The organism is Anaerovirgula multivorans (assembly GCF_900188145.1).
GTDB lineage: Bacteria > Bacillota > Clostridia > Peptostreptococcales > Natronincolaceae > Anaerovirgula > Anaerovirgula multivorans.
The window spans coordinates 287046-303880 of the sequence record NZ_FZOJ01000002.1 but is presented as its reverse complement, the minus strand read 5'-3'; the positions used below and the strand labels follow the sequence as shown (position 1 = coordinate 303880).

At 35.1% G+C, this 16835-nt stretch carries 14 protein-coding genes, 1 pseudogene and 1 other annotated feature; of the genes and pseudogenes, 9 read left to right on the top strand and 6 right to left on the bottom strand.

Annotated elements, in window-relative coordinates:
- Positions 1-13: 13 nt before the first annotated feature.
- The gene (locus CHB72_RS03570) at positions 14-442 is read right to left on the bottom strand and encodes an aspartate carbamoyltransferase regulatory subunit (protein WP_089281494.1); all 429 of its coding nucleotides are present in this window, start codon (positions 440-442) and stop codon (positions 14-16) included.
- Entirely contained in the window at positions 436-1371 is a 936-nt protein-coding gene (gene pyrB, locus CHB72_RS03565; RefSeq protein ID WP_089281493.1) for an aspartate carbamoyltransferase, read from the bottom strand. Before pyrB ends, CHB72_RS03570 begins: the two co-directional genes overlap by 7 nt.
- Positions 1372-1680: 309 nt before the next feature.
- On the opposite strand from pyrB, the gene CHB72_RS03560 reads away from it, so the two are divergent.
- Positions 1681-3201 (top strand): ADP-ribosylglycohydrolase family protein, encoded by a 1521-nt coding sequence (locus CHB72_RS03560; protein WP_089281492.1) that lies wholly within the window; start codon positions 1681-1683, stop codon positions 3199-3201.
- A gap of 52 nt (positions 3202-3253) precedes the next feature.
- Here the strand turns inward: CHB72_RS03560 and CHB72_RS03555 are convergent, their stop codons facing one another.
- Positions 3254-3745: a chemotaxis protein CheW gene (locus tag CHB72_RS03555; RefSeq protein WP_089281491.1), complete on the bottom strand. Its 492-nt coding sequence runs from the start codon at positions 3743-3745 to the stop codon at positions 3254-3256.
- Positions 3746-3796: 51 nt separating this feature from the next.
- Positions 3797-4831 carry a PocR ligand-binding domain-containing protein gene (locus CHB72_RS03550; RefSeq protein WP_089281490.1) on the bottom strand — a complete coding sequence of 345 codons (1035 nt, stop codon included), beginning with the start codon at positions 4829-4831 and terminating at the stop codon, positions 3797-3799.
- A 293-nt stretch (positions 4832-5124) separates the two neighbouring features.
- Here CHB72_RS03550 and CHB72_RS03545 point away from each other — a divergent pair, with 293 nt between their 5' ends.
- From CHB72_RS03545 to CHB72_RS03520, 6 genes are all read left to right on the top strand, one after another.
- Positions 5125-5745, top strand: a complete 621-nt coding sequence (locus CHB72_RS03545; RefSeq protein ID WP_207652481.1) for a PLP-dependent aminotransferase family protein — start codon at positions 5125-5127, stop codon at positions 5743-5745.
- Positions 5746-5797: 52 nt separating this feature from the next.
- Positions 5798-6262 (top strand): ATP-NAD kinase family protein, encoded by a 465-nt coding sequence (locus tag CHB72_RS03540; protein WP_089281489.1) that lies wholly within the window; start codon positions 5798-5800, stop codon positions 6260-6262.
- Positions 6263-6570: 308 nt separating this feature from the next.
- The gene (locus CHB72_RS03535) at positions 6571-8142 is read left to right on the top strand and encodes a histidine kinase (RefSeq protein WP_089281488.1); all 1572 of its coding nucleotides are present in this window, start codon (positions 6571-6573) and stop codon (positions 8140-8142) included.
- A 35-nt stretch (positions 8143-8177) separates the two neighbouring features.
- The gene (locus tag CHB72_RS03530; protein WP_330396972.1) at positions 8178-8882 is read left to right on the top strand and encodes a response regulator transcription factor; all 705 of its coding nucleotides are present in this window, start codon (positions 8178-8180) and stop codon (positions 8880-8882) included.
- A gap of 213 nt (positions 8883-9095) precedes the next feature.
- Positions 9096-10346 carry a serine hydroxymethyltransferase gene (locus CHB72_RS03525; RefSeq protein ID WP_089281486.1) on the top strand — a complete coding sequence of 417 codons (1251 nt, stop codon included), beginning with the start codon at positions 9096-9098 and terminating at the stop codon, positions 10344-10346.
- An 85-nt stretch (positions 10347-10431) separates the two neighbouring features.
- A complete protein-coding gene (locus tag CHB72_RS03520) occupies positions 10432-11628 on the top strand; it encodes a M20 metallopeptidase family protein (RefSeq protein WP_089281485.1) in 1197 nt (398 codons plus the stop codon).
- 156 nt (positions 11629-11784) lie between these two features.
- Here the strand turns inward: CHB72_RS03520 and CHB72_RS03515 are convergent.
- A pseudogene (locus tag CHB72_RS03515) lies at positions 11785-12012 on the bottom strand (IS1634 family transposase); the annotation flags it as partial.
- Positions 12013-12168: 156 nt separating this feature from the next.
- Positions 12169-12420: a binding site (T-box leader), on the top strand.
- Positions 12421-12479: 59 nt separating this feature from the next.
- On the opposite strand from CHB72_RS03515, the gene ilvA reads away from it, so the two are divergent.
- On the top strand, positions 12480-13724 hold the full coding sequence (ilvA, locus tag CHB72_RS03510; RefSeq protein WP_089281484.1) for a threonine ammonia-lyase: 1245 nt from the start codon (positions 12480-12482) through the stop codon (positions 13722-13724).
- A 277-nt stretch (positions 13725-14001) separates the two neighbouring features.
- Here the strand turns inward: ilvA and CHB72_RS03505 are convergent, their stop codons facing one another.
- Complete coding sequence (locus CHB72_RS03505) at positions 14002-15189, bottom strand: MFS transporter (protein ID WP_089281483.1); 1188 nt, start codon at positions 15187-15189, stop codon at positions 14002-14004.
- 141 nt (positions 15190-15330) lie between these two features.
- On the opposite strand from CHB72_RS03505, the gene cls reads away from it, so the two are divergent.
- Complete coding sequence (gene cls / locus CHB72_RS03500; protein WP_176431172.1) at positions 15331-16833, top strand: cardiolipin synthase; 1503 nt, start codon at positions 15331-15333, stop codon at positions 16831-16833.
- The last annotated feature ends 2 nt before the right edge of the window (positions 16834-16835 follow it).

Genomic DNA, 16835 nt, shown 5'->3' with positions numbered 1-16835 from the left:
TGTCCCTTTGTTGTTATAGCTTATACTCCGTCAATTCCTCACAATAGCTACAACGATATTGGATTTTACCGTTCGGTACCAATGTAAACTCTGGTTCCACATAATCGTCAATGGAGGTAATGCAACGAGGGTTTTTGCATTTAATCATTCCAGTTACTTTTTTGGGAATTACTATATCCTTCTTATTAACAATTCTATCATCTTCAATAATATTTATTGTGATATTTGGATCAATTAATCCTAATATAGTAAAATCTATGTCTACATAATCTTGTATTTTTATAATATCTTTTTTCCCTAGCTTTTGACTTGGAACATTCATTAACAATACAACGGGTGTATCCATTTTATCTAAGTTCAGCTTTTGAAAGATTTTCAAGCCTTTTCCAGATGTAATATGATCAATTACAATACCTTTTTGGATACTTGTTACTTTTAACATGATTCAACCACCCCCAAAAGTAGTGCCATTAAGGCCATTCTTACATAAACACCCAGCTTCGCTTGATCAAAATATTTACCTCGAGGATCTTGATCAACATCATAGCTAATTTCATTTACCCTGGGAAGCGGATGCAGAACCAACATATCCTCTTTAGCACTTTGAAGCTTTTCACGATTGAGAATATAGCTATCCTTCAACTTTACATAATCTTCTTCATTAAAGAATCTTTCTTTCTGAATTCTGGTCATGTAAAGTATATCGATTTCTGGCATATAAGTTTCAAGGCAATGGGTCTCAATAATTTCCACATTATGGTTTTGAAGGATTTCGTCTCTTAAATGATAGGGAATTTTTAATTCTGGAGGAGAAATCAATATAAAGCTCATATTTGGATATCTACTTAAGGTTTTTAAAAGAGAATGGACAGTACGACCAAACAATAGATCGCCGCAAAAGGCAACTTTAAGATTATTTATTTCGTTTTTGTAGTATTGTATGGTAATAAGATCTGTTAAGGTTTGAGTAGGATGCTGATGACCACCATCACCACCATTAATGATAGGTACAGTAGAAAATTGAGAAGCCAGCTTAGGAGCGCCTTCGCGAGGATGCCTCATGACTAAAATGTCAGCATAATCATCCATAACTCGAATGGTATCAGCAACGGTTTCTCCTTTTTTTACAGAGCTGGTGCTGGCATCGGAAAAGCCTAAAATACTTCCCCCCATTCTCAGCATTGCGGATTCAAAGCTTAATCGAGTACGGGTACTAGGTTCATAAAATAGCGTACCTAAAATTTTTCCTTTACATAGTTCTGCATAATTAGTTGGATTGTTATAGATTTTCAAGCCAAGATCTATAATTGTTTGAATTTCCTCTAGCGTTAAATCGTTAGGATCAATAAGATGTCTTCCTTGTAACTCCATTTTTATTCCTCCCTGTTTTGTATTTGGGAGTTTTTCACTCCCTTTTTAGTCTCGCTGGACTAAATTAAAGGTGCCGAGATAAATAAAACCCTTCGGTTCAAGACTGAAGGGTATAAGTAACATAGCTATAGTTCTACTTAGCTTTATCCTTCTCTGTCTCTCGGACCGAATTAAAGGCTCTATTCATTTTCTCTAATATATCACTTGAAAAATAAAAAGTCAAGAGATATACTTGAAGGAGAATAGCAGAGAAATCTCATCTTAATATAGAATAATTGAAAAGAAATCTTTTAAAAGAGGGATACGATTATGTATGGATTATCATTAGATGAACTTTATAATTTTTTAATAGAAGAAGCAGAGATGCCGGGTTTTATGGATTACAATGAAGTGATTAATTTGATTCCATTATCTAATGTAGAATATAGGGACAAGATTCAAGGAGCCATGGTAAGTCTTGCCTTAGGGGACGCTTATGGAAGTCATTTAGAGGGGCAGCTTCAAGGTGAGATTGAGTATATCAATAATTTCCTGAAGGGTGATAAATATTCTGTTTCTCTCAACATCACCGATGATACGGAAATGACCATTATGCTAGCGGAATCCCTTATTATTCATCAGAGGTTTCATCCTGAGGACATGGCAAATCGATTTATTCGGCAGCCTATTACTCAAATGGGTAATACGACTAGAGAATTTGTTGCAAATTATCGTGACCGTAAAATCGAATGGTATAAAAGTGGAGGAGAATCTGCTGGCAATGGTGCAGCTATGCGTTGTGCTCCTATAGCCTTGATTAATTACGGGGATTTTACTTCTTTAAAATTGATGGCAGGGATTCAGGCAGCAATCACCCATATGGATCAGATGGCTATTGCATCTAGTGTTCTCCACAGCACTGCTATAGCCTATTTAACAAATATTCCTCCCTTTAGCTTAAAAAGTAAAGAGGATCTATACAAATTTATTAGTGTTTGTGGAAGGAGCATAAAGGGGATAGAAACTAAGGTTTATCGTACTAGAGAAAATAATCAAATTGCTAACCTTTATACAAGAATAAGCATAGAGCTAATGGAAGCTATAGAAAAGGATTTAGATGTAATGGAAATTAGAGAAAAATGGGGAAGTGGAGCCTATGTACTGGAGTCTTTACCCTATGCTTTCTTGGTATTCCTAAAAAGCCCCAACGATTATGAAAAAATTTTAAAGCAGTGTTTGATGGCCAATGACACCGACACAGTGGCCAGTTTAGCCTTGTCCTTAGCTGGTGCATATTTGGGATATAACAATATTCCAAAGGGTTATATTAATAAACTAAAAAATCTAGAGGAAATGTTGGCATTATCCAATAGATTATTTGAGCTATCTTTAAAAAATAAAAGTAACAACCCGTATAGGAGAATGAGAGATACCATTACCGAAACGAAGTCCCAGGATGAAATAGACCAGTTAATGTGGCAAGGGATAAAATACAATAAACAAGAAGAATATCAGCATTCCGTTAAATACTTCGAGGATTTAATTTTAAAATACCCTGAAGCTAAGAAAAATGAGAAAATAAAGCTTCATATTATTGAAGCCTATGAAGGATTAGGGACGAGACTATTGGGAGAGGAAAGTTACGATGAGGCTCTAAGATTCTTTAAAAAAGCTTTGGCCTATGACCTAAATCATCCCGTTATCTTGTGTGACTTAGCTGTCACCCATTTAAATCTAGATGATTTAGAGAAGGCAGAAAGATACGCCCGACGTTCAGTGGAGATTGCACCAGAATATGAAGTTGGCAGAGAAGTACTGGAAGCTATTGCAAGTATAAAAAAGAAAAGCTAGGTAAAAACATGACAGGGGACGGTTTGGAAGAGCCGTCCCTCACTATTGTTCACTAAGTATTGACTGCTTCTGTTTCTTTGTTTTGAATTAATGGAGCAATGAGATCTTGTTCTTTCACAGTTAAGATTTTTTCCACATTTAAAATAATAATCATTTGAGCATCCTTTTTAGCAATACTTGAAATGAAGTTATTAACAATATTAGTAGAAAACAGAGCACTTGTAGGTTCAATATCAGTATCCTCAATCCTAACAATGTCAATTACTTCATCTAGGATGAGTCCAATCATAATATCATTTACAATAGCGATAAGTATTTCATCATCTTTACGAATCGTGCTATCTTGGAATTTGAAACGTTTTCTTAAATTATATAGGGGAATGACTTTACCTCTTAGATTAATGATCCCTTCGATAAAATCAGGACAATTGGGAATGCTGGAAATTTTGAAATCCTTTAATTTATTTATACCATTTACGAAATCTATTTCAATACCATATTGTTGTTGTTCTAATTCAAATATAATAAATTGAACACTTGACATGTGAGCACCTCCGATCCTTTAGTCATTCAATAGTTTAAACAATAAAATAGACTAACTACTATGAGCAAGTTCATTTAAGCTTTCTGCTAAAGAGGTTATTTCTTCTATACTTGCAGTTACTTCCTGTACCGCAGCAGCTTGTTCCTCTGTTACTGTAGCAGTGGTATTTCCGATTTGCACTGTATTTTTGACAGAAGTTTGGATATTATCAATATAGGATTTGATTTTAATAACGGTTTGTTTTGATTCACTAGATAACTTTCGTATTTCTTCTGCAACAACTCCAAATCCAAGACCAGCGGTTCCTGCTCTTGCTGCTTCAATAGCTGCATTCAAACCAAGCATTCGAGTTTCATCTGCAATTTCTCTAATAAATTCAAGAACTTCACTGATTTGCTCAGACATTGTATTGACATTCTCAATTTCCCTATTGAGTTTATTCTGTGTGCTATTTACTTCTTGTGACGATGCTGCAAGTTGTTCCATGGTAGCAGCAATTTGATTTAGATTTTCAGTTAATATGTAAGTAGCATCTTTCAATTTAAGTTCATGATACCAATTTTTTGCCATACTGTTAGCGACAAAATACAATACTTCTGCGGCAGCAAGAATTTCCGTATTTGACATTTTTTTTATTTGTTTAGCAGCTGCTACAAAATCTGTCTCTCCTACACCGATTTCAGAAGCAATTTGTTTATATTTTTCTTCGCTTTGGAAGCTTTCTAGCACTTGGCCCCCTAAAATCGTACCAATTAACTTTCCTTCAAGCATGATGGGTGCTGCAAAGTCGATTAATCCAGCATGACACTCATAAGTGACTGGCTTACCTAAACGAACAGCTTCTTCTCCACCTTTACGATGAGATTCTGCACATCGGTTGTCTCCTGTTTCGGTAGAATGCACAAAGTTACAAAATTGAGTATATCTGCTAGGCTCCGTTAGAGGGTTTCCTTCTGTGTCAACAGTGACACTTGCTAAACCTATAGCGGTAGCAAAGTCATCTTGAAACTTTTGCAAGAATTCAATATCAATTACATCCTGCAATTTAATATTATTTAGATTGACCAATGCTTTTTCCTTATTCATCTAAACTCCCTCCTAAGTTTTAATGTCGATAATTGTCAAAAAAGATCGTATTTTGACTAATTATAGCATGGAGTGGGTCTTATGTAAATAATTAACTTAAATTGTGAAATTTTGAAATGGGGAAAAATTGTGGAGGCAATAGCTTCCAACTGTTAACATATTATCTGTGATGAAATCAACTCAAGAGGAGAATTTTTAACCGGTTATGCAGGAGAACCCTACAATATAAAACCTTCGGGACGCCTCATGGATGTGGTGGACCAGGTTCGGGTGATCTCGGAGTAGTAAAAGAATTGGAACAATTTATGCCGGCGCCATTGATCGACTATGACGGAGAAAAATACTATCTAAATTATGATGTACCAAAGAGTATTGGGCGGGTTAAAATATTTAATGGTGTGGCACCGGTTATACTAAAGGCTTATGCATGGATAAGAAGCATGGGAGCAGAAGGACTATATGAGGCTGCAAAGGTAGCTGTTTTAAATAACAACTATTTATATAAAAAGCTTCTAGAGATTTCTGGAATAGATGCCCCCTATAGTAAAGACAAGCAAAGGATAGAACAAGTAAGATATACACTAGAAAAATTAACAAAAGAAACAGGGGTTACTTCAGGAGACATTCAGAGAAGGATGCTAGATTTCGGCTTGCATTATTGGACCAGTCACCATCCTTACTATGTACCAGAGCCAGCAACCTTAGAACCAACAGAAACACCGTCTAAGGAAGATTTAGACGAGTATATTGCAACCTTGGCTCATATTGTAAAAGAAGCTTATGAAAATCCTGAAATTGTAAAAACAGCACCTCATAATAGTGTAATTCATCTGGTAGATGAATCGGGGCTAGACGATCCAAAAGAGGGGGCTATTACCTGGAGAAGTTATTTAAAAAAGACTGTAGCAGAATAAAGAGTAAATTCTTTTATAGAAAAATTATTGCTAGACATAAAGTCAGGGGTTTATGTTGAAAAAACTAGGATTAATCGTAAATCCCATAGCGGGAATGGGTGGAAGAGTAGGATTAAAAGGTGCAGATGGAGTTGTAGAAAAGGCTAGGGCATTAGGTGCCCTTCCCCAATCTCCTTTAAGAGCATTAAGGGCGTTGAAAATCTTAGAGGATATCAAGGATGAATTTGTAATTTTTACTGCAGTTGGTGATATGGGAGAAAATATAGCATTGAAATATGGGTTTGAAACAAAGGTTATAGGAAAGTGTAAAGATGGCAGTACGACCTCAGAAGATACAATTGCTATAGCTAAAAAACTTTTGTCACAAAATATAGATTTATTATTGTTTGCAGGAGGTGATGGAACAGCTAGAAATATTTATGAAGCTATTGGCGGTGCTATGCCAGTAGTAGGTATACCGGATAAAATAAAAGGCTATAACAAAAACCTCCTGAAAATCCAGGAGGTTTTGTCATGATATAGAGAAAAAGGAGGATAAATAAGGGGTATAAATATTCATACCCCTCATTTATCAACAATTTTGTCAGATTTGCCAGAATAGTATATTTATTAATGGCAGGGATTTTTCCTTATGCTATAATGATAGTAATAGATTTTTGTGTAAAACTATTTAATATATATGAAGCAGATAGAGGATCTATGACATAGAAACCTAACCTAATGGAGTAGGAGGCAAAGAAGTGCTGGAAATTCAGGTTTCATCTTCAGTCTAGGGAATGATGAGCGTTTAAAATAATTGCAGAAATACAATCAGGAGTGATATCTTTGAATAGAAAAAATCTTCAATTGTTTGATTGGGGGGAAATTGAATGGATATACGAGCCAGAGTCTATGAATTCCTCAAATGTCATGCATATTGGCGTAGCAACGATTCTTCCAAGAAGAAGGCAAAATAAGCATATCCACTATGGCAATGAACAATTTTTATATGTCTTATCTGGAGAGGGAGAGCATTTATTAGAGAAGGAAGTCATTAGGATAAAACCTGGAGCCCTTTTCCACATTGAAGCAGGGTCAGTTCATGAGACTATGAACATTGGCGAGGAGCCTATAAAACAATTAGTTATATCTATACCAGCTGGTCAAGAAAACAATAGTTTTATAGAAGCTAGGATTAAAAAACTCCTTAACCTTAAGAATAAGCAGAAGGTACCTATTATAATCAATGATGAAATAAAATATTTATATGATGAAGCTGTTGATATGATTCATATACCTATCACCATCCTAGATAAAAAAGGAGAGGCCGTTATTGTAGGCAAGGATTTTCCATATTTTTGCATAAAAACATGTGGTGTAAATACCAATATAAAAAATTGCTGTTTATATAAAGTTCAAGATAAATGGGGACCTCGTCAATATAAAGAACTGTCAGCCAATGTTTGTGCCTATGGAATTACTGTTTTTTATCTACCGATTCTATGTAATGATGAATCCATTGGTACAATCATAGGGGGACATATAAGGACATCTAAAGACAAATTACCGAGCCTTCATAAAAGCCACAAAGAAGATAATTTGCAGGATTCCTCTTATGACGCCATACAAGTGGTACCTAAAGGAACAATGATTGCTATATTACAGCAAATGAAAAAGCTAAGCAAAAACATTGCCTACTACTATATCTTTAAAGAAGCTGAAATGGCATTAAACAAAAAAGAAGAAATCATCCAAGATATTATTAAAAATGAACTTATGCTTGAAGAATCCTTAAAATCTACTGAGGGAAAGATATTAAACATGCAAATTAATAACCACTTTCTCTTTAATACCCTTAATGCTATTGCTGGAATGGCAGTAAAGGAAGATGCCTTTAAAACCTATGAATCTATCATACATCTTGCTCAAATGTTTCGATATACACTTAAGACAGGTAATAATTTTGTAAAATTGAAGGAGGAAATAGATCAGTTACACATCTTCCTACAGTTGCAAAAATTGAGGCATGGTGATAAATTAAGGGTAGATTTTGATATTTCAAGTGAAGTAGATAAGGTTCATGTTCCATTTAACTGTCTACAGCCAATTGTTGAAAATACTTTTATTCACGGATTTCAGCATAAAAAGGATGAAATGCATATCCATATCATAGCAAAAGGCCACAAAGATAGAATATGGATAGAAATCCGAGATAATGGTTGTGGAATAGAGGATAAAAATATAGAAGAACTGAATAGAAAACTAAGTAGGGAAGATAAAGAAAAGCCCCTTAGTGGATTAGTGATGATCTATTCTAAACTTCAACTATTGTATCAAGAAAATTTCACATTTGAAGTCCAAAGTATATATAACAAAGGAACTACTGTTAAGATTGTTTTGCCAACTAAGTGGGTTTAAAAATTTTGAGAATCATAAGCCTTTCGTAGGGGGGGATTATTATCAAAACTGCACTTATTGTAGATGATGAAGAACTATCCTGTGAGTTATTAAAGCATTTGATTAATAAATATAGTTTCCCAATTGAGGTAATAGGAAAGGCTACTGCAGGAGATGAGGCTGTAAAGTTGATTTTCCATTTAAAGCCAGATATTGTTTTCTTGGACATTGAAATGCCAGGATACAATGGTATGGAAGTAATGGAAAAAATAAATAGAGATTATATAAGAGTCATCAAGTTTATTGTCATTACTGCCTATAATTACTTTGAATACGCCCAGGCTGCTTTAAGATTAGGGGCCAAGGATATTCTTTTAAAACCCATTGAGCCAATGCAATTTAAGAAAACAATAGAACGGGTTTTACATTACAATTATACAGACAATCAGTTTTTTAACGAAATATTGACCTATATTAATAATAATTATTATAAAACCATTCAGTTAAATGAAACTGCAAAGAGGTTTCATACCAGCCCCAACTATATTGCTAGAATGTTTAAAAAGTACTTTGGTGTTAGTTTTATCTTTTACTTAAATAGAATGAAAATTGAAAAGGCAAAAGAACTTTTAACAGATACTGAATTATCTATAAAAGAAGTTGCTGATAGGGTTGGCTACAACAATCTCAATTATTTCTACAAAAACTTCAAAATGATTATGGGGGTTACACCTAAAGGATTTAAGACCAATGGAGGATAATTCCTGTTGTGTTAAAAAAACATCATGTAGGCCATGGGGATTTAATAGGTTAAATTTCTATGGTCTCTTAATTGTTTTACGAAGAATATAAAATAAATAAAGGCAAATTTGTTCAATAAATAGTCAATATAGTTAATTTAAAAGAGGGAGATTATTTGAGATAATGAATTTAAAATATTTACAATATTCAAAATATAATATGGAGGGATAAATATGCTACATACTGTTAAAGAAAAAGACATGGATTTATACAACATCGTGGAGGAGGAACTTCAACGTCAAAGAACGGGCATTGAAATGATAGCATCTGAAAGCTATGTACCAACCCAGGTTTTAGAATTACAGGGTAGTATACTGACCAATAAAACAATGGAGGGCTTCCCAGGCAAAAGATACCATGCAGGAAGCAAAGTCATTGACAAAGCAGAGGTATTAGGCATTGAAAGGGCAAAGGAATTGTATGAGGCGGAGCACGCCAATATCCAGCCCCATTCCGGCTCCAACGCTAACCACTGTGTCTATACAGCTATATTAAATCCAGGAGACACAGTATTGGGAATGAGATTAGACCAGGGGGGACATCTCACCCATGGTAGCAGTGCCAACTTTTCTGGCAAAGTATATAATTTTGTTTCCTACGGTTTAAATAGAGAAACAGAGGAAATTGACTATGAAGAAATTGCAAAGTTAGCCCAGCAACATAGACCTAAGCTTATCGTTGCAGGGGCCAGTGCTTACCCTAGGGTGATAGACTATGAAAAGATCAGCAACATTGCAAAAGAAATAGATGCATATTTTATGGTGGATATGGCCCATGTGGCAGGTCTAGTGGCGGCAGGGGTTAACCCAAGTCCAGTAGCCTATGCAGATTTTGTAACCTCTACTACTACTAAAACCCTAGCAGGAGCAAGAGGTGGATTTATCCTTTGCAAAGAAAAATATGCTAAAACACTGGATAAAGCTACATTTCCAGGGGCCCAGGGGTCAATGCATCTTCATGTCATGGCAGCCAAAGCCTATACCTTTAAACATGCCATGAGTCAAGAGTTTAAAGATTGTATGGCACAAGTAGTAAAAAATGCCCAAAAACTAGCTGAGGTTCTAAAAGAAAATGGCTTTAGAATTGTAACCGGAGGTACAGACAATCATATATTATTGGTGGATTTACGACCTAAAAACTTAACTGGAGCTGAATTTGAAAAGGCGTTAGAAGCTGTTGGAATAACCGTTAATAAGAACATGATTCCTTTTGATCCTGAAAAACCATTGATAACCAGTGGTGTGAGAATAGGCACAACCGCTATGACCATAAGGGGTATGAAGGAAAAGGAAATGGAAGAGATAGGTCATATGATGAATAAGGTAGCCGAAGGCATTAAAGGACATGAAGCTTTGGAGGAAATTCAATCTCAAGTACTGGAGTTAAGCTCAAGGTTTCCTCTTTATCCTGGCTACTTTAAGTAAGAAGAGGATCTGATAATCTATTTGATAGAAAGGCTATTCTCACTAAGAAATATTCATTAAAATCAATGGAATGGAGGTATGCCTTATGAAGTCTGTAAGATCTCTTATGGAAAAATACAAAGAAGAACTTGTAGAAATTAGGCGGGATTTACATATGAATCCGGAATTAAGCTTTAAAGAATATCGAACAACAGAAAAAATAAAGGAAATCCTTGAAAAATTCAATATAGAAATAGTTAATATAGATATAGAAACAGGCGTTATAGGTTTGTTGAGAGGAAAAGAAGAGGGACCAACTATTGCCCTAAGAGGAGATATTGATGGTTTGCCAATTTCTGAAGAAAATGATGTATCCTATAAATCAAAGGTAAAAGGTGTTATGCACGCCTGCGGCCATGACGTTCATACTACCTCACTCTTAGGAGCAGCCATGATTTTGTCAGAACTAAGAGATGAAATAAAGGGGAATGTAAAATTCATTTTTCAACCAGCAGAAGAAGTCAATAAGGGTGCTAAACTATTAGTAGAAAAGGGAGTTATGGAAAACCCTAAGGTAGATGCAGTGTTTGGTTTACATAACCATCCAGATATTCCAGGGGGTAAAGTAGGTGTAAAGCTAGGGGGATTAATGGCAGCTGTAGACACCATTAGAATTCAAGTAAAGGGTGTTGGAGGTCATGGTGCTATTCCCAATAGAACCATTGACCCTATATTGGCATCCAGTGCCATTGTTATGGGACTACAAAGTGTTGTCAGCAGAAATGTCAATCCTCTAGAAGCAGCAGTCGTATCTATAGGTACCATCAATGCAGGAATTGCCAACAATGTCATACCTGAGGAAGTAAAAATGACGGGTACTGTAAGAAGTTTTAGTAAAGAGTTACGAAAGGAGCTTCCTAGTTTGCTAGCAAGAAATATAGAGAATAGTGCAAGGGCCTATGGGGCTGAGGCCACATTAGAATATATATTTGATTTACCAGCAGTAATCAATGAAGAAGAAATGTATAAGCTGGGGACTGCTGTTGTATCAGAAATATGCACCCTAGAGGGCATTGTAGATCCTACCCCTTCAATGGGGGGTGAAGACTTCTCTATCTATATGGAAAAAGCCCCAGGATGTTTTTATTGGCTAGGAGTAGGCAACAAAGAAAAGGGATGTGTTTATCAGTGGCATAATCCTAAATTTAATATTGATGAAGATGCTTTAGCAATAGGAAGTGGTATATTAGCTGAGTCTGTTATGAAGGCTATAGATCATTTTATAGCTAAAAATAAAAAGTAAAGGGGTGTATATGATGGATAAGAAATCACAGGGACGGTTCTATTGATTAATAAATCACATTCCTGTTTTTGACAGTTGAAGAAAATAAAAAGCTTGAAATCCCTTATAAATAGGGGGGCAAGCTTTTTTATATGTTGTTAAAAGTGAGTAATTTTTTTATTTTTTTGTGTCTTTAAAAATTTTTTTCATTTGTTTGGTACTTACTATCTGATAGTCTGTTCTAAAACCAAATGCCTCATGTAGAGCATCTGTGAAATCAGTGCGCGTATAGGTAGGTATATATCCGTCTCCGATGATTTCATAAAAGTTCATACCCCGTAACCCATGAATAATCTCACTACTTGTGAAGTTACCACCTAGCTTCTTCTCCAAAAACTGATACAGGAATTTCTAGATCTTTTTTGATAAAGGAGTTTTTTACTAGATATCGAATTGATTTTTAATAGAAAAACCGTGAAGAGATGGCAACTACTTATATTCTAAATTTTCTTTACAATTGCTGGTGATTATGCTATTATATTAGAAAATTCATAAAAATTAATAAAGGCGAAGATGGAGAATGGTATTTATTGAAAACAGTTGTAGAGAGTCGGTGTTTGCTGAAAACCGATACTGTACATAAATACAAATCACTCCTGAGCTGTATCTTCCAACATAAAAAGATAAATTTGAAATTAGTAGAAGATACTGATTAGTCTCGTTAAAGACTTAGGTTTGATTGAACTGAAAAAGAGGTGTTTATTTTATATGAATACAACCAAGGTGGTACCGCGGGTAATGCTCGTCCTTGAAAGAATGATCTTTCATGGAGGAGCTTTTTTTATTATCAAATTTCGGGGAGGAACAAGTTTATGTCTAACTTAAATAATCATACATTGGTAAAAGGTGATGAGTTTATAGATTGTTTGCAATTTCAAGATGCTAGAGAACGTCTAAAAGGTATTATAAAAGAAACTCAGTTAATATACAGTTCTGTTTTTAGTAACGAATCAGGCAATGAGGTTTATATAAAGCCAGAAAACCTGCAAATTACTGGTGCCTTTAAAATTCGTGGGGCCTATAATAAAATATCGAAATTATCTATAAAGGAAAGGGAACAAGGACTTATTGCTTCATCTGCTGGTAATCATGCGCAGGGTGTAGCCTATGGGGCTGCAAAATTAGGTGTTAAGGCGACTATTGTAATGCCTAAAACAACACCTCTTATCAAAGTGGAAGCAACCAAAAGTTATGGTGCAAATGTTGTGTTATTTGGAAACTGCTATGATGAAGCGTATGGAGAAGCCCGTAGGTTGCAAGTAGAAAACAATTATCTTTTTATTCATCCTTTTGACGATCTGGATGTAATTGAGGGACAAGGTACAATTGCTCTTGAAATTTTAGAGGAGTTACAGGCGGTAGACTGTATATTGGTTCCTATTGGTGGCGGAGGTCTTATTAGTGGTATCGCTATAGCTGCAAAAACTATAAACCCTGCTATCAAAATTATCGGTGTAGAGCCTGAAGGTGCACAGGCCATGAAGATATCTATGGATTATGGCAAACTTACTTGTCTAGATACAGTAAATACAATTGCCGATGGTGCTGCAGTTAAAGCTCCTGGAGATATTAACTTTTCTATTATACAAAAATATGTAGACGAAATAGTTACAGTTTCTGATTTTGATATTATGGAATCCTTTCTAGTACTTTTACAAAATCAAAAATTAATTGGAGAAAATGCAGGTGTATTATCTCTTGCAGGATTGAAAAAAATCAAAGAAAAAAATAAAAAGATCATCTGTTTAGTTAGTGGTGGTAATATAGATGTTTTAACTGTATCATCCATGATTAATCAAGGACTTGTGTCCCGCGGACGGATTTTCTGCTTTTCTGTTAATTTGCCTGATAAACCTGGAGAACTTTTAAAAATTTCTGAGGTTTTGGCAAACTTAGGTGCCAACGTGATCAAACTTGATCATAATCAATTTAAAGCGTCCAACCGATTTATGGAGGCCCAGCTTGAAGTAACGGTTGAAACAAATGGACACAGACATGTTAATGAAATTATTAGTGCTTTGCAAAATATAGGTTATAACATTGTGAAGGTTTATTAGAATACGACAATATATGTGTCTTTATATTTTGATTTTAATATACGGGTCTACAGTTTCCCCTTGGCTATAAAATGAGACTTAATTCAGAAGGGCGGGTTTTCCCTTTGAATTGTAGCCGGATTTACTTTGAGGATGTAGTGCTTGATTCCTGCTGGTTAAAGCGGGAGTCTAGCAATACACCGAAGGATAAGACGTAGCTAAGGATTGCCAATGTAGCCCTTTAGTATATTAAAATATATAAGCACATGTCTACATATAGTTTTTATCTATATTGATTCTATGTGATTTTAGTGATCTTCTGCATGATAGGTAATTTCAACAACAATACAGTAACAACACTTAGTACTCCATAGGTAATCCAAGGGACAGGAGAATCTACAATACCATAAACATCCACCAATCTCCCACTTGCAAAGGCCCCTAAGGCTCCTCCAACGCCAGATGCAAAATTGGCTACTGCAAAGTAAGCTCCTAATAGGTTAGGATCTGCAATCAATTTTGTGACATTGTCGAAGGTAGGCATCATGAACATTTGACCTAAAATAAAGATAATGGAATAAATCACTAAAAAGGTAAAGGTGGTAGCCCAGCCGATTAAAGTAATCCCAATGCCTAACAAAATCGTTCCAATCGTTAATGAAACAATGGGAGAATACCTCTCTAAAAAACTTCTAGAAATAAGTGGCTGTAGTATAATTACAATAATGCTGGTTATTGTCCAGATTATTCCTATTCTATTTACACTTCCTAGTATTGCTTCTCCCCTTAGAGGCAGCAGCAAACCCAATTGTGTATAAATTCCCCACATTAAAGCAGATATAAGGCTAAAAATGATGAAGGTTCTATCCTTGAATATATTGATGTAATTCTTCAGAGGTAGCGATGGACAGGGCTGATCTCCACAGCCTGCTGGTAGGAAAATCCAAGATATAATCATTAGAAGAGCATAAACGATTCCTCCTGCATAAAAGTTGAAATTTGTTGCAAAAAACAAAACAAAAATTCCTGCAATGCTGGTCCCTATGTTAGCAGCCACTGCTCTTAGCGAAAAGGCAGTAGTTGCTTCTTCCTGTGTGGCAAGATAAGAAATAGCAGCCTTTGTTGTAGGGATATAGATACCTGTTCCGACACCATTTAGACTAGAGAAGATAATTAAAGGAATAGTGGAAGTAGATAACCCTAAGCCAAAAAGAGCTGTGAATTGTAAGGCATTTCCTATGACAATCGTAAGCTTGTTTCCTAGACGATCTGCTATGATTCCGGCAATAATGCTGCCCAACTGAATAAATAGAGAACCAGCACCAATAACTAAGCCTACTTCAGAGGGGTTTAGTTTTTTTGCTGTTTTTAATAGAATAGGAAAAATGGGTACGATTAAATAAGCGGCTACATGTATGATTAGTATAGAGGATAATAATATCCATATTTCTTTTTTTAATTTTATATGATAAGGAATACCGAACATAGCTACAACTCCAATATTTGATGTTTCATAGCATTAACATAAGTCTAGTATTAGCAAAAAACACGGTTTTTAAAAGCATATTAAAATCCATTTTAGGAGATGATGATAATATTGATAGAGGATTCTAAAGGATGTGGTGACATGATAAAATTTTTCATTGTAGTTACATGGATATTATTTTTAGCAGTTGTTTATTATAATTTGTTTGTCATTATACCAGAGCCTGTTATTCTTGGCGTATATCCTTATGTATTAGGAATTACTGCTATTTTAGCCATAGCCTTACTAATGTATAAATTTATAGAAAACCCGCTTCTGATAAAAATCATCAGTTACGGGTTACTTATTGTCTTTGTTATCATAGGATTTACCTTTATAAAAATTTGGAAAAATGCAAAACTACTAAATAATTACCAAGAAAACAGAAGCCATTACTTAGATGATTTAATGAAGATTACTAAAGAGAGAGAGTATGAGGATACAAACCTGCAATCTGAACAGGAGGGAGTAGCCACATTAATAGAAGCAAACACAGGAATACCTTTGACCTATTATAATCGAGCGGCTCTAATGAATGATATCGAGAAAATCTTTGATGAGATGATTGAAGCCATAAGTCAGGCAGAAAGCCATATTCATATTGAATTTTTCATTGTTAGAGATGATCATATAGGAAAAAAATTCAAAGAATTATTAATGAAAAAGGCTAATGAAGGTCTTGAAATACGACTAATTTATGATGGGCTAGGAAGTCGTGAATTAGGGCTTGACTTCATAAAGGATTTAAGGAGAGCTGGAGCAGAAATTTTCGCTTATGATAACGTAGTCGATTCAATTCTAAAGGGAAAATTGAACCATCGTAACCATAGGAAAATGGTGATCGTTGATGGCAAAACAGCCTTCACAGGCGGTATTAATCTAGGAGATGAATATTTAGGTAGAGATAAAGCTATCGGTAATTGGGAGGATATTGGTTTAAAGATTGAAGGAGAAGGCGCTCATTGGATGCAAAAAATATTTTTAGCTGATTGGTACTATGTCACTAAAGAAAAAATAATAGATGAAAAATACTTTTCACCCGTTAAGCTACAGGAAACACTACCGATACAGATGGTAACCAGTGGATACGATACCCATTGGAATGAAATAAGCCAAGTTTATTTTTCTATGATTATTGCCGCTAAAGAAAAAATTTATATTGCCACGCCTTACCTGATTTTAGGCGATAGTATGCTAAAGGCCTTAGAGACCGCCGCCTTAAGAGGTGTAGATGTAAATATTGTTGTTCCCAGAAAGCCAGATTACTTTATTGTAGGATGGGCAAATGCCTCTTTTTTTGAAAAATTGCTTAAAAGTAAGGTGAAGATCTATCAATACGATAACGGATTTTTACATGCTAAAGCTGTTTTAATAGATGATAAAATCTTATCTGTTGGTTCCGCAAATCTCAACACAAGAAGCCTATACCTTGATTATGAGCTGAATGCAATAATTTATGATGAAGTATTATGTAAGGAAATGTTAAAAGAGTTTCAAAACTACATAGATAAAAGCATAGAGGTTACTTTAGAGGACTATGAGAACCCTCCTATCTCACAAAGAATGAAGGAATTAGCTGGGCGATTCATTATCCCTCTAACTTAAGC